This window comes from Bacteroides caecigallinarum (assembly GCF_021530995.1).
Taxonomy (GTDB): Bacteria; Bacteroidota; Bacteroidia; order Bacteroidales; family Bacteroidaceae; genus Phocaeicola; species Phocaeicola faecigallinarum.
This window is the reverse complement of record NZ_JADYTF010000063.1, coordinates 1-20,592: the sequence shown is the minus strand read 5'-3', so window position 1 is coordinate 20,592 and position 20,592 is coordinate 1. Positions and strand designations below refer to the sequence as shown.

Genomic DNA, 20,592 nt, shown 5'->3' with positions numbered 1-20,592 from the left:
TCCAGTCTTCGTATGTCTGCTTGAATTGGTCTAATGTCATATTCTTCATTTTTGTACAATATTGGTTATGGGTACAAAAATATAAAGAATCAAGACTGAGTTCTGACGGGGTTTACTGAATGCTTACAGACATTCCGGGGATTGTACCACAGACGGGTAGTGACTATACGTTTGTATGCAGTGATCCCCACCGTTTGTTTTGTTTGCATCCCCTTTCCTGGCTTTGCGTAGCAGGAAAGGGGATTTTTTGAATAATGCCATTCGTATGAATTCTCCTATAATCCATTCATAAATATGTTGCCTGATGAATTATTGTTGAACAATGACTTGTTCTTTATTGAAGTCAACCGTATGCTATCCAAAGGCTGCCGCGTAACCATGCGTCCCCAAGGGGACAGCATGATACCTTTCATAAAAGGAGGAAGAGACAGCGTAGTATTGGAGAAAACCAAAGAGGTGGATACCGGAGACATCGTGCTGGCACATATTCCGGAGAAGGGTTATGTGCTGCACCGGATTTACCGGATGCAGGGAGAGCAGCTTACCTTGATGGGAGACGGCAATCTTCATGCGAGGGAACAATGTGAAAAAACAGAGGTGTCGGGCAAGGTAATCAGGATTTTGCGTAACGGGCGGTATGTGAAATGTGACACCTTCCGGGAAAGATTCAAGGCTGACTGTTGGAGGCGGCTGTTACCGGTAAGACGATTCCTGTTGTTTGCCTGCCGGGTATTTTCAACCCATACATAAGAAATAAGTATGTCATCTTTGCGGATCAACGAGTGTATCCATTGGCTGTGGGCGGCATCCCGAGGCTTCCGGCTGTCTGTTGTATACTGCACGCTGGCAGGATCGTTGAACGTCAGCGTGTCGCTGTTTTTCGTGTTTGTCTGCAAACACCTGATAGACATAGCCACGGGAGTATCGGACGACAGCCTGGGCACATATATCGGATGGATGGCGGGCTGCATGTGCGCCCAGCTCCTGTTGTCAGTAATCAGAAGCCGCCAGTCAAGCCGGGCAGAAATCAGGATGCGGAACGGTCTGCACGGCAAACTGTTCGCGCACCTGATGGAAAGCCAATGGAATGGGCGGGAGACGTTCCACAGCGGCGACATGCTCAACCGGATAGAGGCGGACACGGCATCCGTGACCGATACCGTTTGCCGGACTGTCCCCACCGTACTCGTGACTATCGGGGTCAAGTGTACCGGCGCACGGACTTCTCGGCGTTTTCCCGCTCGATGGTGCAAATCGGATTCATGACGGGCTATGCCGTGGCTTTCCTATGGGGCGTGTTCGGACTGCGTGATGGGACGGTGACTTTCGGCATGATGGCGGCGTTCCTGCAATTGGTATCGCAAATCCAACGCCCGATGGTGGATATGAGCCGCCAGATACCAGCCTTTATCCGGGTGTTTACGGCTACGGAACGCTTGGCGGAACTGACCTCTTTGCCTTTGGAACGGCAGGGAAAATCAGTACGACTGACTGGAAACTTGGGCATCCGTATTTCCCATGTGCGTTTTTCTTACCCCGACAGCGGACGGGAAGTGTTGGCCGGCTTTTCGCACGATTTCCGGCCGGGTAGCCTGACAGCCATCGTCGGGGAAACAGGCGTAGGCAAAAGCACCTTGATAAAGCTGATACTGGCGTTGGTTCAACCGAAAGAAGGGAACATCGTTATTTACAATGAACAAGAAGAGGTTACGGCATCTCCACAGACACGATGCAACCTGTCCTATGTGCCGCAAGGCAATACGTTATTCAGCGGCACCATCCGAGATAACCTGCTAATAGGCAACCCGAATGCCACGGAAGCAGATATGCGCTCGGCTCTCCATACGGCTGTTGCTGATTTTGTGTTTTCCTTGCCGGGCGGACTTGATACGGCATGCGGGGAGCAAGGCACAGGACTGAGCGAGGGACAGGCGCAGCGCATTGCGATTGCACGCGGGCTGCTGCGACCGGGGAATATCCTGCTGCTGGATGAACCGAGTTCGGCACTGGACGGAGAGACGGAAAAGGAACTGTTAAGACGGCTGGCGAAGGAAGTGACTGGCAGGACAGTGGTGCTGATTACGCATCGGGAAAGGATTGCAGGGCTTTGCTCGAAGGTGGTAAGGATGAAAGAATATAGACTTGAATTTAAATAAGTTCAAAAATTGATATAGATTTGCTTCCCATAGTTTTTGATATTTCTGTAACTTTGTATTCAGAAATTATAACTATTGATATATACAAGATGCAATTAAACCTATTTATCAGGACAGATGTTCAGCACAGAAGGAATGCATCGATAGGTTTACTCCGTTCCTTGTACTATATATACAAGAATACACCGTATTTATGTTTAAAAATCTTGCCCGAATCATCTATTATACTAGGGAAAATACTATCTTTGTGAGTGACAACAATAGCATTCACTAATTATTAATTCTCCATCATGAAATATCCTATAGGAATACAGAGCTTTGACCGTATAATAGAGGACGGATTTGTTTATGTCGATTAGACAGATTTGGTTTACAGCTTGGTGAAGGAAGGTTCGATATACTTCCTCAGCCGTCCGCGCCGTTTCGGCAAGAGTTTTCTTGTTTCGACATTGAAGAACTATTTCCTTGGCAGGAAGGAACTTTTCAGGGGCTTGAAGATTGATACGCTAGAGAAGGACTGGAAGGTTTATCCGGTGTTTCATATTGATTTCAACGGTTCTAATTTTATGAAGAGGGGGATATAGAGAATCGTATAAACAGTTTTGTATCCGATTATTGGTATATTTGCTCATTGATTGAGCAAAATCTTTTGAAAAATGCTCAATAATTGAGCAAAAAATGTTTTCTTTGCAAAAAAGAGAATGTTATGTACAGATTACAGGAAAGATTCAGCAAACTTCTTCTGGAAGTAAGTACGGACTATCACCGTTACATGTATGATAGAATAGACTGGAATAACCGCATGATAGGTTTGACTGGTCCAAGAGGAGTTGGTAAGACTATGCTCATCCTTCAATACCTTAAAGAAAATCTTCCGAGGGAGACATCTCTTTATGTAACAGCCGAAGATTTCTATTTTGCCGACCATCGTCTTTTGGATTTGGCAGACAGTTTTGTGAAACAGGGTGGAAAATATCTGTTTATCGATGAGATACATCGTTATAAAGACTGGTCGAAAGAACTTAAACTTATGTATGATTATCATCCTGGATTGCAAATAGTTTTTACCGGTTCGTCGGTTCTCGACATACATAAAGGAGTGTCTGATTTGAGTCGTCGTACATCAATGTATCACATGCAGGGGCTCTCCTTCCGTGAATATCTCAATATGTTCCATGGTTATAATTTTCGTACATACACACTTGAAGAAACTTTAAGTTCAAAATTGGAATTACCTTCAGATTTCCGTCCGTTGCAATATTTTACAGATTATCTAAAGCAAGGATATTACCCTTTCCCTAAAAATAATTATGAGAATCAACTATTGCAGATTGTTAATGTCACTATAGAGTCTGATATACCGCAATATGCCGGTATGAATGTATCTACAGCACGTAAGTTAAAACAACTATTGGCTGTGATTTCTAAAAGTGTGCCCTTCAAACCTAATATGAGCAGTCTTGCGTCTATATTGAATGTTAGTCGTAATAGTATAGCTGATTATTGTCTGTACATTGAAGAAGCAGGTATGATAGCTCAATTGAGGGATGATACAGGTGGTATCCGTGGTCTGGGGAAAGTTGATAAAATATATCTCGACAATACAAATCTTATTTATGCGCTTGGCAAGCAAGATTCAGACATAGGTAATATTCGCGAGACATATTTCTTTAACCAGTTGCGTGTTAATCATGATATTGTCAGTTCATCCGTTGCAGATTTCATGGTCGGAAACGTCACATTCGAGGTGGGAGGCCGCAAGAAGGGTTTGAAACAGATAGAAGGTATTGAAAACGCATATATTGTGAAAGACGATATTGAATTCGGTTATGGCAATATTATTCCGTTGTGGAGTTTCGGGTTTAATTATTGATGCTATATAATAAATCTCGTTCCTTTTGCGTAAATTTGCAGCTGATATTTTCTATTGATTTATCTATCATACATTTATATAAAAGATGACCAATTATTTGGATGAACTCAACGAAAGCCAGCGTGCTGCCGTACTTTACAATGACGGACCTTCGCTGGTGATAGCCGGAGCTGGTTCCGGAAAAACGAGGGTACTTACGTATAAGATAGCGTATCTGCTGGACAATGGTTATGAACCGTGGTCCATCCTGGCACTTACGTTTACAAATAAGGCTGCGCGAGAGATGAAGGAACGTATAGCACGCGCTGTAGGAACGGAAAAGGCAAAGTACTTGTGGATGGGTACTTTTCATTCTGTTTTTGCACGGATTTTGCGTACTGAGGCTGATGCACTGGGCTACTCTTCGAATTTTACTATATACGATTCGTCCGATTCGAAAAGTTTGATAAAATCTCTTCTTAAAGAACTGAATCTTGACGAGAAGGTTTATAAACCCGGATTGATACAGTCGCGTATAAGCAATGCCAAGAATCATCTTGTTTCAGCTCAGGCATACGCTGCAAGCGGTGAGTTTTTCAGAAGCGACTCAGAGGCAAAAATTCCTGCCATGAGGGATATATATATAAGGTATTGCGAACGATGCAAGCAAAGTGACGCGATGGATTTCGATGACCTGCTGGTAAATACGTATCTTCTGTTTAAGAATAATCCGGATATTTGCGATAAATATGCCGAAAGGTTCAGGTATGTTCTGGTGGATGAGTATCAGGATACTAACTTCGCACAGCACAGCATAGTTCTTCAGCTCACAAGCAAGTATCAGCGTGTCTGTGTGGTGGGTGACGACGCACAGAGTATCTACTCTTTCCGTGGTGCTAATATCGACAATATCCTTAAATTCACAAGACTGTATAACGATGCCCGTCTGTTCAAACTCGAACAGAACTATCGTTCTACACAATTGATTGTGAAGGCGGCAAACAGCCTGATAGAGAAGAACCGCGAGCAGATAAGGAAGGAGGTCTTTTCGGAAAATTCTGTTGGGGAACCTATCACGGTGACAAGTGCTTACAGTGATGTGGAGGAAGGTGAGATTGTAGCAAACAAGATTACTTCCATGCACGTAAAGAACGGACAGCCATACAGCGATTTTGCTATTCTGTACAGAACTAATGCGCAGAGTAGAATTTTCGAAGAGGCTCTTCGTAAGCGTGCTGTGGCATACAGGATATATGGAGGTCTGTCTTTCTATCAGCGAAAGGAGATAAAGGACGTTATTGCGTATTTCCGTCTGGCGGTAAATCCTCATGACGGTGAGGCTCTGAAGAGGGTTATAAACTATCCTGCAAGGGGTATAGGCGATACTACACTGAATAAGATTATAGCAACGGCTGCACAGGAAGGGGTGAGTCTTTGGACGGTCATATCGTCGCCTCTTGATTACGGACTGAATATAAATAAAGGTACCCATGCCAAACTGCAAGGGTTTAGGGATATAATAGCCGGATTTGTAAGCAGGGTTGAGACGACGAACGCATACGATCTGGGTAAGGAGATAGTAGGAGCGTCAGGCATTATGGCAGATATCATACAGGATACTTCGCCCGAAGGTTTGAGCAGACGTGAGAATATAGACGAACTCGTGAACGGTATGTACGATTTTTGTGACATTCGCCGTCAGGAGGGTAACGATAGGATGTTCCTGACCGATTATCTTTCTGAGGTTTCGTTACTTACAGACCAGGATGGAGAAAAAGATGACAGTGTGCCTAAGGTTACTCTGATGACTATTCATTCTGCCAAGGGACTTGAGTTCAGAAATGTCTTTATAGTAGGTATGGAGGAAAATCTGTTTCCCGGACCTATGTCCTCCGATTCACCAAGGGCTTTGGAGGAGGAAAGGCGATTGTTTTATGTAGCGATAACTCGTGCCGAGGAGAATTGTTTCATTTCTTATGCCAAGAACAGATATAAGTACGGCAAGCCTGAGTTCTGCAATCCTAGCCGTTTCCTTAAGGATATTAATCCGGCATTCCTGAAGATGCCTGCCGATAGTGGATTTGCGGCAGTGCGAAGCAACGAAGGATATGCCAAACGCAATTATGAAAGAAACTACGAAAGCGGTTATGGAAGGAACTATGAGAGGACTGATTCGTACAGGAGTAACGGACCTTCTATGTTCGATGGTGGAGAAATTCCTCAGGAACCGGTAAGATTCGTTAAACCTGTTCCACCAAGAAATCTGAAAAGGATTGTTCCTGCATCTTCTGCTTCGTCAATAAGTCAGGGTGTTTCATCAGGAAAGGCTGATACGCATGGTGTGGAAGTAGGCCGGTTGATAGAGCACGAACGTTTTGGCAGGGGAGAGGTGGTACGTCTGGAAGGCAGTGGCGACAACTGCAAGGCTACCGTAAGGTTTGAGAATGCCGGCGACAAGCAGCTTTTATTGAAATTTGCACGTTTTAAAATTATTGGATAATTAGAATTATGGATTTGACTAAAGTGCCTTCTCCATGCTATGTAATGGAAGAGGAATTGCTCAGAAAGAATCTGAGTCTGATTAAGAATGTAGCCGAATCGGCAGGAGTGGAAATTATTCTGGCTTTCAAGGCTTTTGCGATGTGGAAGTCGTTCCCTATCTTCAGAGAGTATATCAATTATACCACTGCAAGCTCTGAATATGAGGCTCGCCTGGCTTATGAGGAGTTCGGAAGCCGGGCGCATACATATTCGCCTGCGTATACGGATGAGAATTTTCCTGCTTTTCTGAAATACAGCAGCCATATCACGTTCAACTCGCTTTCGCAGTTCAACCGTTTTTATCCTGTGGCGAAGGAATCAGGCGAGGATGTATCGTTGGGAATACGTGTTAATCCGGAGTATTCGGAGGTGGAAGTGGAACTTTATAATCCTTGTGCGCCTGGAACACGTTTCGGTGTGACTGCCGATCTGCTTCCTGATGTCCTTCCTGAAGGCCTTGAGGGATTCCACTGTCACTGTCACTGCGAATCGAGCTCATACGAACTGGAAAGGACTCTTGAGCATATTGAGAAGAAATTTTCAAAGTGGTTCCCTCAGCTGAAATGGTTGAACCTGGGTGGTGGCCATCTGATGACAAGAAAGGATTATGATGTGAATCATCTTATCGGTCTTCTGAAGGGATTGAGACAGCGTTATCCTAATCTGCAGATTATTCTTGAACCGGGCTCGGCTTTCACATGGCAGACAGGTCCGTTGGTTGCCTCGGTGGTTGACGTAGTGGAAAGCAAAGGGATTCGTACTGCAATACTTGATGTAAGTTTCACATGCCACATGCCTGACTGTCTGGAGATGCCTTATCAGCCTGCTGTGCGTGGAGCGGAATCGCTTCCTGCGGATGCTGTAAAAACTGCAGCACCGGAAGAGCATGTCTACAGACTGGGAGGTAACAGCTGTCTGAGCGGTGACTATATGGGCAGCTGGAAGTTCGATCATGAACTGTCTGTAGGGGAAAGAATAGTATTCGAAGATATGATTCACTATACAATGGTGAAGACAAATATGTTCAACGGTATCCATCATCCTTCGATAGCGATACTTCATACAGACGGAAATCTGGAAATTTACAAAACTTTCAGATACGAAGATTATAGAGACAGAATGTGTTGATAGGAATGGTTTGCAACGTGGCTTAAAAAAACGTTGCAAACCATGTTTTTTTACATATATTGAAAATCAGTCACTTGCGACTTTTTGAGAAAAAAGTTTCAAAAAAAGTGCTCAAATGTTTTGGTGGTTTCAGAAAAAGCTATACCTTTGCACTCGCAATCGGGAAAACAACTAACGATTGATTAAACAATGCGGAAATAGCTCAGTTGGTAGAGCATAACCTTGCCAAGGTTAGGGTCGCGAGTTCGAGTCTCGTTTTCCGCTCAAAAAAAGAAAAATTGACATTTTGAACAAGATGCGGAAATAGCTCAGTTGGTAGAGCATAACCTTGCCAAGGTTAGGGTCGCGAGTTCGAGTCTCGTTTTCCGCTCAAGAACAAATCTAATGAGGTTTGCGTTTTGCCCAGGTGGCGGAATGGTAGACGCGCACGTTTCAGGTGCGTGTGTCGAGAGGCATGCAGGTTCGAGTCCTGTTCTGGGCACAAATCTTAAAGGATTGACGGAGGAATGGCGGAATTGGTAGACGCGCTACTTTGAGGGGGTAGTGACAGTTATGTCGTGTGAGTTCGAGTCTCATTTCCTTCACGAATAATAATTGCGGAAATAGCTCAGTTGGTAGAGCATAACCTTGCCAAGGTTAGGGTCGCGAGTTCGAGTCTCGTTTTCCGCTCAAAGAGAGAAATCGGTTTGCGCTGGTTTCTCTTTTTTTTTTATGTCCGTCCTAAAAAAAATTGTGGTGTTAAAGAAAAAAGTAAGCTAAATCTATTCTTTTTGTCAGGCATTCAGTATATTTGCCACGCAAAATAATAAAGACAGACTTACATGAAAACTTATGACATTTATTTTTCTGATGATGACTCTTATGACAACAAAGGGTTCTCATTAAAAACTATGGAGAAGGCTATACACATGGCCGAGGATATGCTGGAAAAAGGAAATACTTTTACCGAACAGTATGCGGGAGGTACTATTTCTGTGGTTGATTCTGACGGTGAAACTGTATGGAGCAAGCCTATCCCGGAATAACAGAAGCTGATTTATTGATAAACTTTTAAAATTATATACTTTATGTTCTCAGGTATCGTAGAAGAATTTGCTGAAGTGGTAAATGTGGTAAAGGATCAGGAGAATCTTCACCTTACGCTTAGGTGTTCGTTTGTGGATGAGCTGAAAATTGACCAGAGTGTTGCTCATAACGGAGTGTGTCTTACTGTAGTCAGTATTCAGGACGGCACATATACTGTTACGGCTATGAAAGAAACAATAGAGCGTTCAAATATCGGATTGCTGAAAGTCGGAGATAAGGTCAATGTGGAAAGAAGCATGATGATGAACGGACGTCTGGATGGTCATATCGTACAGGGACACGTCGATCAGACCGCTACATGTGTGGCAGTGGATGATGCTGAAGGTAGCTGGTATTTCACTTTCAAATACAAGTTTGACAAGGAAATGGCAAAAAGGGGTTACTTCACTGTTGACAAAGGTTCGGTGACTGTAAATGGTGTGAGTCTTACTGTATGCAATCCTACTGAGGATTCATTCCAGGTCGCTATTATCCCTTATACTTTCGAACATACAAATTTCCATACAATAAAGGTTGGAAGTGTTGTAAATCTTGAATTCGACATTATAGGAAAGTATCTTAGCAGAATGATGCAGTTGACTTCAAAATAAAATAAAAGTCCGTAATACACAAAAACGGCTTCCTGTTACAATCATTGTCAGGAAGCCGTTTTTGCGTATTATATATCTTTCAGTAATATCTGATTGTTGTGTGATGTATATTCTTGCCTTGCTTTTATCATGGCATCCCATGATGAAGAATACTGGCTTTTGTCGATATTGAAATCTTCGAAACCTTTTGAGTCGAGTTTGTTCAGCATTACTCCAAGTGTGAGCTTGTCTGTTGACATTCCTGGCAGATAGCACACTTCTTCGCTTTTGCCTTTTTCTTTTACACCTTCGTATATGAGTTGTAAATCCTGCAGCTCGTAAAGGATGTCTTTTGTGAGACGTATCGGTATCTTGTTTTCCTTGCTTATCTCCTCGGCGGAATATGGGTCTTCGCCATTTTCAAACCTTTTGCAGATTTTCGACAATATGATAGTGCAGAAAAAATCATGGTATCTGCGGCTTATGTTCTTTGATTCCTTTCCGTACTTGAACGACTCGAGGTTTTGACTAACGTAATTCATCTCTGCTCCGAAAAGGCATATGCTCCATGATATCTGTGTCCAAAGCAGGAACATCGGTATTGCTGCAAAGCTTCCGTATATGGCGTTATAGTTTGATACCCAAATCTGACTGTTTATATATACGTATTGGAATATCTGGAATGCGCTTCCGGCAAGTATTCCCGGTATTATGGCATGGCTGAATTTAACTTTTGTGTTCGGAATGAATACAAACAGACCTATAAACATAGCCCAGATAATTGCATATGGAAGCAATTGTATGAAAAATTTCATAATTGGTGCCAGAAGAACGAAAGTTTCCATCTCCTTCAGGAATGTTGTCATGAATATGGATAATCCGCTGGAGAATACTATCAGTAGTGGCAGCAGTAAAACCATGGAAAAATAGTCTGTGATTTTTCTGAAAACGGAACGCGGCCGTTTTACCTGCCATATTGTGTTGAAGCTTCGCTCTATGTTGTCGGTAAGTATAAGTATTGTCCAAAGCAACATTACGATACCCACTCCGATAAATACTCCGCTTTTGGCATGCTGTAGATACGAATTTATCCATGTGATGACGAGCTCCGCCTGATGGTTGCTCATGTTGTTTCGGAACAGACCTTCTATTATCGAGTCAAAACCGAAACCTCTGGCTATGGCGAAAAGTATCGCGAATATAGGAATGATTGATAGCAGTGTGCTGTAGGTTAGGGCAGAGGCTCTGACTACTATCCTGTTGTTGTTGAATTGTTCGGTGGAAAGTATTATTATCCTGATGATTTTTATTACAGTCCTGATGCCTGGAGGATATTTTTCTTCATCGGCTATCCATAAATCTTTCTGAAAAAACTTTTTCCACTTGTCGATAGGAAGTTTTGGCATAGTATGTGATTTATTGTGAATGAATAAAAAGAAGGCAGCAAACCTGTAAGCCGGGTTCTGTTTCCCTGACGGGCAGGGATGTCTGTCATTTATCTACTCCCGCCGTCACCGACGGGCTCTAGCGGTCTACCCTCCGACGTGGGGCGAGCAACCCTCGTTAATGCCGGTTTACATGACCTTACAACTCCTAAGATGTACAGCCCGCATATCGCTATGCGGCTGGTGGGCTCTTACCCCACCTTCTCACCCTTACTCCCGAAGGAGCGGTTGTTTTCTTCTACATTACTCTACCCTCGCGGACAGCTTTCTGTTAGGAAGTAGGATGCTCTGTGTTGCCCGGACTTTCCTCTTGTATGGAATACCAGCGACAGACCGGTCTGCTGCTTTCTTATTGCAAAGGTATGGAAATAAACTGAAAAAACGGCAGACTTGCCAGAAATACTTTTATTTTTGTGTTGTCAGTTACTTGTAATGAATGTAAATTTGTCAGTTTTCCTCGTTAACACGGGTTAATCAGAATAATTCCAATGTTAAAAGAGGGAAAAAACTGATACTTAGGAGTACAACCGTATGGAATTTGTTATACTTTAGCGGATGAAATGTTAAACTAATAACGAAATTAACAATTTAATATTGATAAGATTATGAAAACAGTAACTAAATTTGCGATAGGAGCAGCTTCAATGGTTGCAGTAAGTGCAGGAGTTGCAGGTGTTACGGCATACGTCGTTTCTCAGAATAATCAACCGAAAGAAAGTAAGACTTTTTACGAATCATTCAATACAATGCCTTTGACACGTACCGTTGCTATGGATTCAAATAACATGCAGCCTGTTGATTTGACAAAGGCTGCCGAAAGTTCTTTGAACTCAGTAGTACATATTGTTGCTACTCAGAGAAGCAAAGTACAGACAATACAGCAGATGCCTGATATATTCGACTATTTCTTCGGTGACGGTCGTGGACGCCAGCGTCAGATTGAAACTCCTGAACAGAAAGGTTTCGGTTCGGGTGTTATAATCTCTAAGGACGGTTATATCGTAACCAATAACCACGTTATCGATGGAGCGGACGAAATCAGTGTAAAGCTTCAGGACAGCAGAGAGCTTAAGGGCAGGGTAATAGGTACAGACCCGACTACTGACCTTGCTCTTGTTAAGATTGAAGGTGATGATTTCCCTGCAATACCAGTTGGCGACTCTGACAAACTGAAAGTAGGTGAGTGGGTGCTTGCTGTTGGTAACCCGTTCAATTTGGGCTCTACAGTAACAGCCGGTGTAGTAAGCGCCAAATCAAGGGGACTTGGTGCAAATCAGGTAGAATCGTTCATTCAGACTGATGCCGCAATCAACCAGGGTAACAGTGGTGGTGCATTGGTTAACGCTCATGGTGAACTTGTTGGTATCAATGCTATGTTGTTCTCTCCTACAGGCGCATATTCAGGATACGGATTTGCAATCCCTACAAGCATAATGACTAAGGTTGTAACAGACTTGAAGCAGTATGGAACAGTACAGCGTGCATTGCTTGGAATCGGTGGTAGAAATATGGGTGATGAAAATATGAACTATCCTGATGAAATTAAGAAAGAACAAAAAGAACTTGGAATAAATGAAGGTGTACAGGTGGCAGAAGTTACCGAGGGTGGTTCGGCTGATGGTATTCTTAAGGTAAATGATGTCATACTTGAATTGAACGGTAAGAAAGTCAAGACAATGGCAGACCTTCAGGGATTGCTTGCACAGCATCGTCCTGGTGATAAAGTCAAGGTTACAGTATTCCGTGACAAGAAGGAAAAGGAATTTACCGTTACTCTTAAGAATGCTCAAGGTACCACAAAAGTGGTGAAGAAAGCTGATATGGAAATCCTTGGAGCTGCATTCCGTGCCGTGCCAGATGAATTGAAACGCCAGTTGAACTTGGGTTATGGTGTTCAGGTAACAGGTGTTACAGACGGTAGAATGGCTGACAGTGGTATCCGTAAGGGATTCATTATTCTGAAAGCTAACGGAAAACAGCTTAAGACAGTTCAGGATCTTGAAGATGTAATGAAGGCTGCATCACAGTCACCGGATCAGGTATTGTTCATGACAGGTGTCTATCCTTCAGGCAAACGTGCAAACTACGCTGTAGATTTGTCACAGAGTGAATAATCATAACACAGGATAATAATAGGATATTATTGCATAGGTATTGATTTAAGGTAAAAGATTATGAGAGGCGTTTTATGTGAAAAATAGCATATACGCCTCTCTTTATCATTTATTGTGATAAAAAGTTATAATAATGAATAGAATAGTTGTCATATTCTTGATATTTTTTTATAACTTTGTAGCCAAATCGATTTTAAAGAATGAGACAATTAAAGATTACCAAAAGTATCACTAACCGAGAGAGCGCTTCTCTGGATAAGTATTTGCAGGAAATTGGTCGTGAGGACTTGATTACAGTCGAAGAAGAAGTAGAGCTTGCTCAGCGTATCCGTAAGGGGGACAGAATTGCGTTAGAGAAACTTACTAGAGCCAATTTGCGATTTGTTGTATCTGTTGCAAAGCAGTATCAGAATCAAGGATTAAGTTTGCCGGACTTGATTAATGAAGGAAACCTTGGACTTATCAAGGCTGCTGAAAAGTTTGATGAAACACGTGGTTTTAAATTTATCAGTTATGCCGTATGGTGGATTCGTCAGTCCATACTTCAGGCTTTGGCAGAACAGTCAAGAATCGTAAGATTGCCATTGAACCAGGTGGGTTCGTTGAATAAGATCAGTAAGGCCTTCTCTAAGTTCGAACAAGAAAACGAACGTCGCCCGTCACCGGAAGAGCTTGCTGACGAACTTGAAATTCCTGTAGATAAGATATCCGATACTTTGAAAGTGTCAGGACGTCACATCTCAGTAGATGCACCTTTTGTTGAGGGTGAAGACAATAGTCTGCTCGACGTGTTGGTGAACGATGATTCGCCTATGGCGGACCGTTCTTTGGTTAATGAGTCACTTTCGAAGGAAATCGACAGAGCACTATCTACGCTGACCGACAGAGAGAAGGATATTATCCAGATGTTTTTCGGTATTAACACGCAGGAAATGACGTTGGAAGAAATCGGCGATAAATTCGGGCTTACACGTGAGCGCGTTCGTCAGATTAAGGAAAAAGCTATCAGAAGATTAAGAAACAATTCGCGTAGCAAGTTGCTCAAATCTTATTTAGGATAAGATAAAGATTGGTTTCCGAAAAGAATAACAGAATCAAACTTCGCATGGTTTGGTTCTGTTTTTTGTTTCTGTATGTTAAATAATAGGCTTCCTTTTTCTTATATTGAGTATAAATGATTACTTTTGTCGCATTATAAAAAATAGAATATGCGATATATAAAATTATTATGTTTTTTGTTTGCGGTATCTGTATTTGTAGGTGCAGCAGCAAAGAAATCAAAGAATAAGGATAAATATGGAGTGTATATGGTAGGAGTTTCGGCTTCGTTTACTGACTCTTTGGTTTATTTTACAGATATTCAATTCCTTGATAGTGCTGTTGTTGACGGCAAGGGTTTTCTTGTAGGAAGACAACAATACAGTCTGCAGTTGAAAGATTATCTTGAAACTAAAGAGGGTGGTAAAAACCGTACTTGCTTTATGTTTTTCAACGTAAGGAAGAATAAGTTGCAGAAAGAGTTAATGAAACTCAAAGAGAAATATAAAAAGGGTAATAACATGGTTTTGAAGAGTGTAAACCCTGAATTTAAATTTGAGAAGGCTGAACTTTATTAGTCTTCGTAGATGACGTACCGTTTTGCTTTTATAGTTATAGGCATACCGGTACGTCATTTTTGTTTTAAATAAATTTTTTGTGTAATGAAAAAAATATTATTTCTTTTATTGTCTGTTGTTGTTTTTACAGCATGTTCGGACGAAATACCTGAGGAGAAAATACCGGTAAAGTCGGGAAGAACTGTGTTGGCGTATTTAATATCTAATAATAGGTCTGGAAATCTTGATAGAAATTTAAAACAGAATCTTGTGGATATGTATTCCGGATTGGCACAGAGTAAAGACTCCTGTACATTACTTGTTTATTATCGTCCTTATAATAATGATGGTGATGGTCTGGAAGGACCAGCAATATTGAAATACAGCTCAGATGGAAATGGTAATATAAACGGTCATTCTTCTTTGAGGGGAGGTGACCTGAATGCAAGAAGAGTTATTCAGGAATCGGATGGTATCTCTTGCTTTAAAGAGGAACAGAATCATATATCCACTTCTCCTGAAACGATGAGGCGTATTTTGAATCTTATGGTTGATATGTGTCCTTCGCAGAGTTATGGATTGGTTTTTGGATCGCATGGTACGAGCTGGATGCCAGGAAATACTGTCGAAGGCCGTTCGTTTGGCGATGATGATGGATATAATATTAATATTCCTGAGATGTCCGATGTTTTGGAAGAGGTGTTTAGCGGAAAACAGTTGGATTTTATATTGTTTGATGCGTGTATGATGGCTACTGCCGAAGTCTGTTATGAATTTAAGGATGTAACCGATTATCTGATAGGTGCAGTGGTTGAAACTCATGTATATGGGCATCCATACGATATTGTATTGCCGAAGTTGTATGAGAAAAATGTCCCGTATGATGAAGTTTGTGAGGATTACATTGATTATAGCAGAGATTTGTGGCAAGAAAACTCAGATTGGGGAACATGTGCAGCTATAGATTGTAGCAAGATGGATGAATTGGCCAATTGGGTTGGCGCTAACCTGGAGGTTTATTCGGGGAAGTTTGATTCCTTGGATAAGGATGACGTTCAGCAATATGGAGTCGGTTTATTCAAGTACTTCTCTTTTGATATTGTTGATTATTTTAAAAATCTGAATGCTGGAAATACTCCTGAAGGATTAGAAGATGTAATGAACAAGGTTGTTGTTGCAAAGGATGCTTTGTATGGAGTAAAATATCCTATTGTAGGTGATCCTTCATGTGTAATTGAGGAAGAGCGCTTTTGCGGTATTGGAATGTATGTTCCCTACACTGTAAATGATAATAAATATATCAATAACGAATATTATAAAAACCTTGCATGGTATAAAGCTGTAGGATGGGATCGTTTTTGATTTTAATTTAAGCAGTGATTAGATAGTGTTTAAACAGTATTTAAACAGTGATTAAACAGAACCTAGACAATGGATAAAACTAAAACTATAGCCGCACTTTTCGATTTTGACGGCGTGGTGATGGATACAGAATCACAATATACAATATATTGGAATGAAGTAGGACGTATATATCATCCGGAAATGGAGAATTTTGGGTTGCTGATAAAGGGTCAGACTTTAGCACAGATATACGACCGTTACTTTAAAGGCATGGATACTGCCCAGGCAGAGATTACTGCCGGACTGAACAAGTTCGAAAGTGAGATGAAATACGAATATGTACCTGGTGTGGTAGATTTTATGAAGGAACTTCGCAATAATGGCGTTAAGATAGCCATTGTAACAAGTTCAAACGAAACAAAGATGGCCAATGTATATTCAGCTCATCCGGAACTGAAGAGTCTGGTTGACAGAATACTTACAGCAGAGATGTTCACCCGTTCGAAACCGGCACCGGACTGTTTCCTGCTTGGTGCGGAGGTCTTTGAAACAGTTCCTGCCAACTGTGTGGTTTTCGAAGATTCGTTTCATGGCTTGCAGGCAGGAACATCGGCACAAATGGCTGTTGTGGGATTAAGCACTACCAATCCAGCGGAAGCTATAAAGGACAAATGTAATCAGGTTATTCCTGACTTCACAGGTTTTACTTATAAGGACATGATTTCTTTGCTTGAAAAGTGACATAAGCAAGTAAAATCACACTTAATTTGGTTAAATGATATAAAACATCTAATTTTGCCGAGTTTTTAAACTGACTTAAATTAAAAAGAAAGTATGGCAGGATATTTATCAGGTGATGTGCGTAAGGTTACCACACACCGTTTGACAGAAATGAAACAGAGAGGCGAGAAGATTTCTATGCTTACCTCATACGACTACACAATGGCGCAGATTGTTGACGGAGCCGGAGTTGATGTTATCCTTGTGGGAGACTCTGCATCAAACGTAATGGCAGGAAACGTCACAACACTTCCTATTACAATAGAACAGATGATTTATCATGGCAAGTCTGTTATGAGAGGCGTAAAACGTGCCTTGGTAGTAGTGGATATGCCTTTCGGAACATATCAGGCAGATGCATACGACGGTGTGCGCAATGCTATCCGCATCATGAAGGAAACCCATGCTGATGCCTTGAAGCTGGAAGGTGGCGAAGAAATCATTGACACTGTAAAGAAGATAATCGGTGCCGGAATGCCAGTGATGGGACATCTGGGACTTATGCCTCAGTCTATCAACAAATACGGAACATATACAGTGCGTGCAAAGGAAGATGCTGAAGCTGAAAAGCTTATCCGCGACGCTCATCTTCTTGAAGAAGCAGGATGCTTCGCACTTGTACTTGAAAAAATTCCGGCTGAACTTGCCAAGAGAGTAGCTTCGGAACTTACAATTCCTGTAATCGGAATCGGTGCTGGAGGTGGAGTTGACGGACAGGTATTGGTAGTTACCGATATGCTTGGAATGACAAAAGGTTTCAGCCCTAAGTTCCTTCGCCGTTATGCTGACCTTCATACTGTCATGACAGATGCTATAGGTCAGTACGTAAGTGATGTGAAATCAAGTGATTTCCCTAATGAATCAGAACAATACTAATTCCAAAATATAAGAAAAGGACTAATAAATGAAGAACGTAAAGCCTTGTTTCATAGGCCGGTATATCTTCATTTATTGGTCCTGTGTTTTTCTATAAGATATAATGTATGTTTAGTACTTCTTACAATACTTCGGAACAGATTTTCTGGAATAAGAACTTCATACTTCTTATTCTTTCCAATGTATTATTGTACATAAGCGTTTACATGCTCTTTCCGGTGTTGCAGACTTGGATTGTAGGCAAATGGGGATATTCTCCTACAGGTGCATCTTTGGTGTCATCTTTGTTCGGCATAGCATTGTTTTTACCAGGAGCAGTCAACAACTACCTTGTAGATACATTTAAGCGTAAAAGTGTATGTACAAGGAGCATAATGCTGTTTGCGCTTCTCGGATTGCTGTATCCGTACGCCAATCAGATATGGATGGTATATGCCTTGCGAGCCCTTCAGGGAGCGTTGTTCGCCATCGCGCTTATGGTGACAGGAAGCACTCTTGTTATTGATGTCACACCTAGCTCGTTCAGAAGTAAGGCCAATTGGGTATTTGCCTTTTCGGGAGGAGTAGGTATGTTGCTGGGGTTGTCTGGAGGACTGTATCTGTCTTCCATTTTCTCGTTGAACAATATGATGTACATTTCGGCGGCCTTTGCAGGAGTGGCATTGTTTCTTGTGTCGATGATAGAGATCTGTTTCCGTGCTCCGCTTGAACCACCGTTGTTTTCTTTCGACAGGTTTATCCTTTTCCGCAATATCCCTCCGGGAATAAATATGATGACTGTACCTTTTGTTTTGGGAACGGTAGTTGCCGGTAAACCCGATTATTTTTTCTATCTTTGTATTGTTCTTGGGTTTGCAATCTTCTGGTTCATCCCCAAGCAGATAAAGAAGAAAGCCGATGATATAGTGCGGATTGTGACAGGATATATATTCATGACATTGTCAGTTTATCTGGTTTCGGGATATCAGCATCATATAGTCCTATGTGCAGCCGGAGTGATGATGGGAATGGGTGTGGCTTCCGCTATGTGTCAGTATCTGAAGATAATGATAAAGTTGCCGAAACATTGCGAACGCGGTACAGGATACCACACATATCAGCTGATGTGGGAAATAGGAGTAATGATGGGAGTGACATTAGGATTTTATGTATGCAGATATTATGAATCCGATCCGTTGACACTGGCAGGCGGAATATGTATGGCAGGTTTGTTAGGTTATCTTCTGTTTACACGCAGATATTTTCAGAAAAGAACACTAAGCAATTCAACAATTAAATAAATAAAGAATATGGCAGACGACAAAAAAATTATCTTTTCAATGGTCGGAGTGAGCAAGTCATTCCAGAACAACAAGCAGGTATTGAAAGACATCTACCTATCCTTTTTCTATGGAGCAAAAATCGGTATCATAGGTTTGAACGGTTCCGGTAAGTCAACTTTGATGAAAATCATTGCCGGTATCGAGAAAAGCTACCAGGGCGAAGTGGTGTTCTCGCCCGGATATTCTGTCGGCTATCTGGCACAGGAGCCGCAGCTTGACGATACCAAGACAGTGAAGGAAGTTGTAATGGAAGGTGTTCAGCAGGTCGTAGATACACTGGCAGAGTATGAAGAAATCAACAATAAATTCGGTCTGCCGGAATATTACGAAGACCCTGAGAAGATGGACGCACTCTTCGCGCGCCAGGCAGAACTGCAGGACATTATTGATGCTACAGATGCATGGAATCTCGATAGCAAGTTGGAACGTGCCATGGACGCACTGCGCTGTCCACCAGAAGACCAGTTGGTGAAGAATCTCTCCGGAGGTGAACGCCGCCGTGTGGCATTGTGCCGTCTCCTTCTTCAGAAACCTGATATCCTCCTTCTTGACGAGCCTACCAACCACCTTGATGCAGAAAGTATCGACTGGTTGGAACAGCACTTGCAGCAGTATGAAGGTACAGTAATTGCCGTTACCCACGACCGTTACTTCCTCGACCACGTTGCGGGATGGATACTTGAACTCGACCGTGGCGAAGGTATTCCATGGAAGGGTAACTATTCAAGCTGGCTTGAACAGAAAACCAAACGTATGGAGATGGAAGAAAAGACTGCCAGCAAGCGTCGCAAGACTCTCGAACGCGAGCTTGAATGGGTACGCATGGCTCCTAAGGCACGTCAGGCCAAAGGTAAGGCACGTCTTAACTCATACGACAAGCTCCTCAACGAAGACGTCAAGGCTAAGGAAGAAAAACTTGAAATCTTCATTCCTAACGGACCACGTCTCGGTAACAAAGTTATCGAAGCCAAGCACGTGGCTAAGGCATACGGCGACAAACTTCTGTTCGACGACCTCAACTTCATGCTTCCGCCTAACGGTATAGTAGGTGTCATCGGTCCTAACGGTGCCGGAAAGACAACTCTCTTCCGTCTGATTATGGGACTTGAAAAGGCTGATAAGGGGGAATTCGAAGTCGGAGAAACTGTAAAAGTGGCATACGTCGACCAGCAGCACAAGGATATCGACCCTAACAAGTCTGTATATCAGGTGATAAGCGGCGGAAACGACCTTATCCGTATGGGTAACCGTGATGTCAATGCCCGCGCATATCTGAGCCGCTTCAATTTCTCAGGTGCCGACCAGGAAAAACTTTGCGGAATGCTTTCAGGTGGTGAGAGAAACCGTCTTCACCTTGCAATGGCACTGAAAGAAGAAGGCAACGTATTACTTCTCGACGAGCCTACCAACGATATCGACGTAAACACTCTTCGTGCCCTTGAAGAAGGTCTTGAGGATTTTGCAGGATGTGCCGTAGTAATCAGCCACGACCGTTGGTTCCTCGACCGTATCTGTACTCACATCCTTGCTTTCGAAGGAAATAGCGAAGTGTTCTACTTCGAAGGATCATATACCGAATACGAAGAAAACAAGATGAAGCGCATGGGCAATGTAGAACCTAAGAGAGTACGTTACCGCAAGCTGATGGAAGATTGATAGATATAATGATAAATATGATTAAAGCCGTTGGAGATAGTTCTTCAGCGGCTTTTTTTATGTATGCCTTCAAGTCATAAACCAGTAAATAACCTTACATAATCTATAAATATAGCTTATATTTATAT

Annotated in this window: 17 protein-coding genes, 5 tRNA genes, 1 other RNA gene and 1 pseudogene; 22 read left to right on the top strand and 2 right to left on the bottom strand. The window is 42.3% G+C overall.

Going from position 1 to position 20,592, the window contains the following annotated elements:
- Window positions 1-294: 294 nt before the first annotated feature.
- From I6E24_RS09645 to I6E24_RS09585, 14 genes and pseudogenes are all read left to right on the top strand, one after another.
- The gene (locus I6E24_RS09645; protein WP_235328246.1) at window positions 295-750 is read left to right on the top strand and encodes a S24/S26 family peptidase; all 456 of its coding nucleotides are present in this window, start codon (window positions 295-297) and stop codon (window positions 748-750) included.
- A 9-nt stretch (window positions 751-759) separates the two neighbouring features.
- Window positions 760-1,266, top strand: a complete 507-nt coding sequence (locus I6E24_RS17365; protein ID WP_317218732.1) for an ABC transporter transmembrane domain-containing protein — start codon at window positions 760-762, stop codon at window positions 1,264-1,266.
- A complete protein-coding gene (locus I6E24_RS09640; RefSeq protein ID WP_317218731.1) occupies window positions 1,206-2,156 on the top strand; it encodes an ABC transporter ATP-binding protein in 951 nt (316 codons plus the stop codon). Before I6E24_RS17365 ends, I6E24_RS09640 begins: the two co-directional genes overlap by 61 nt.
- Window positions 2,157-2,446: 290 nt before the next feature.
- Window positions 2,447-2,737, top strand: a pseudogene (locus tag I6E24_RS09635) (AAA family ATPase); the annotation flags it as partial.
- Window positions 2,738-2,862: 125 nt separating this feature from the next.
- A complete protein-coding gene (locus I6E24_RS09630; protein ID WP_235328244.1) occupies window positions 2,863-4,029 on the top strand; it encodes an ATP-binding protein in 1,167 nt (388 codons plus the stop codon).
- A gap of 85 nt (window positions 4,030-4,114) precedes the next feature.
- Complete coding sequence (locus I6E24_RS09625; protein WP_235328242.1) at window positions 4,115-6,508, top strand: ATP-dependent helicase; 2,394 nt, start codon at window positions 4,115-4,117, stop codon at window positions 6,506-6,508.
- 8 nt (window positions 6,509-6,516) lie between these two features.
- Entirely contained in the window at window positions 6,517-7,677 is a 1,161-nt protein-coding gene (gene nspC / locus I6E24_RS09620; protein WP_262911925.1) for a carboxynorspermidine decarboxylase, read from the top strand.
- 191 nt (window positions 7,678-7,868) lie between these two features.
- Window positions 7,869-7,941, top strand: a tRNA-Gly gene (locus I6E24_RS09615).
- Between the two features lie 33 nt (window positions 7,942-7,974).
- Window positions 7,975-8,047 (top strand) — tRNA-Gly (locus I6E24_RS09610).
- 30 nt (window positions 8,048-8,077) lie between these two features.
- Window positions 8,078-8,158 (top strand) — tRNA-Leu (locus I6E24_RS09605).
- A 19-nt stretch (window positions 8,159-8,177) separates the two neighbouring features.
- Window positions 8,178-8,261 (top strand) — tRNA-Leu (locus tag I6E24_RS09600).
- A 12-nt stretch (window positions 8,262-8,273) separates the two neighbouring features.
- Window positions 8,274-8,346, top strand: a tRNA-Gly gene (locus I6E24_RS09595).
- 152 nt (window positions 8,347-8,498) lie between these two features.
- Window positions 8,499-8,702 carry a hypothetical protein gene (locus tag I6E24_RS09590; protein ID WP_235328240.1) on the top strand — a complete coding sequence of 68 codons (204 nt, stop codon included), beginning with the start codon at window positions 8,499-8,501 and terminating at the stop codon, window positions 8,700-8,702.
- A gap of 42 nt (window positions 8,703-8,744) precedes the next feature.
- Window positions 8,745-9,353, top strand: a complete 609-nt coding sequence (locus I6E24_RS09585; protein WP_235328238.1) for a riboflavin synthase — start codon at window positions 8,745-8,747, stop codon at window positions 9,351-9,353.
- A gap of 68 nt (window positions 9,354-9,421) precedes the next feature.
- Here the strand turns inward: I6E24_RS09585 and I6E24_RS09580 are convergent, their stop codons facing one another.
- Together I6E24_RS09580 and rnpB are read right to left on the bottom strand one after the other, a co-directional pair.
- Window positions 9,422-10,738, bottom strand: coding sequence for a YihY/virulence factor BrkB family protein (locus I6E24_RS09580; protein WP_235328236.1), 1,317 nt, complete (start codon window positions 10,736-10,738; stop codon window positions 9,422-9,424).
- 30 nt (window positions 10,739-10,768) lie between these two features.
- Window positions 10,769-11,122: RNase P RNA component class A (gene rnpB, locus I6E24_RS09575), an RNA gene on the bottom strand.
- Window positions 11,123-11,382: 260 nt separating this feature from the next.
- Here rnpB and I6E24_RS09570 point away from each other — a divergent pair.
- The 8 genes from I6E24_RS09570 to ettA all read left to right on the top strand — a co-directional run bounded on the left by I6E24_RS09570 (window position 11,383) and on the right by ettA (window position 20,464).
- Window positions 11,383-12,891: a Do family serine endopeptidase gene (locus tag I6E24_RS09570; protein ID WP_235328234.1), complete on the top strand. Its 1,509-nt coding sequence runs from the start codon at window positions 11,383-11,385 to the stop codon at window positions 12,889-12,891.
- 200 nt (window positions 12,892-13,091) lie between these two features.
- Window positions 13,092-13,952 carry a sigma-70 family RNA polymerase sigma factor gene (locus I6E24_RS09565; RefSeq protein WP_154044561.1) on the top strand — a complete coding sequence of 287 codons (861 nt, stop codon included), beginning with the start codon at window positions 13,092-13,094 and terminating at the stop codon, window positions 13,950-13,952.
- A gap of 147 nt (window positions 13,953-14,099) precedes the next feature.
- Window positions 14,100-14,507, top strand: coding sequence for a hypothetical protein (locus I6E24_RS09560; RefSeq protein ID WP_235328232.1), 408 nt, complete (start codon window positions 14,100-14,102; stop codon window positions 14,505-14,507).
- 84 nt (window positions 14,508-14,591) lie between these two features.
- Window positions 14,592-15,848, top strand: a complete 1,257-nt coding sequence (locus I6E24_RS09555) for a clostripain-related cysteine peptidase (RefSeq protein WP_235328230.1) — start codon at window positions 14,592-14,594, stop codon at window positions 15,846-15,848.
- 69 nt (window positions 15,849-15,917) lie between these two features.
- Complete coding sequence (locus I6E24_RS09550) at window positions 15,918-16,571, top strand: HAD family hydrolase (protein ID WP_235328228.1); 654 nt, start codon at window positions 15,918-15,920, stop codon at window positions 16,569-16,571.
- A gap of 93 nt (window positions 16,572-16,664) precedes the next feature.
- Window positions 16,665-17,486, top strand: a complete 822-nt coding sequence (gene panB / locus I6E24_RS09545) for a 3-methyl-2-oxobutanoate hydroxymethyltransferase (protein ID WP_204445734.1) — start codon at window positions 16,665-16,667, stop codon at window positions 17,484-17,486.
- A 107-nt stretch (window positions 17,487-17,593) separates the two neighbouring features.
- Window positions 17,594-18,766 (top strand): MFS transporter, encoded by a 1,173-nt coding sequence (locus I6E24_RS09540; protein WP_235328226.1) that lies wholly within the window; start codon window positions 17,594-17,596, stop codon window positions 18,764-18,766.
- Window positions 18,767-18,775: 9 nt separating this feature from the next.
- Window positions 18,776-20,464, top strand: a complete 1,689-nt coding sequence (ettA, locus tag I6E24_RS09535; protein WP_204404804.1) for an energy-dependent translational throttle protein EttA — start codon at window positions 18,776-18,778, stop codon at window positions 20,462-20,464.
- Window positions 20,465-20,592 lie beyond the last annotated feature (128 nt).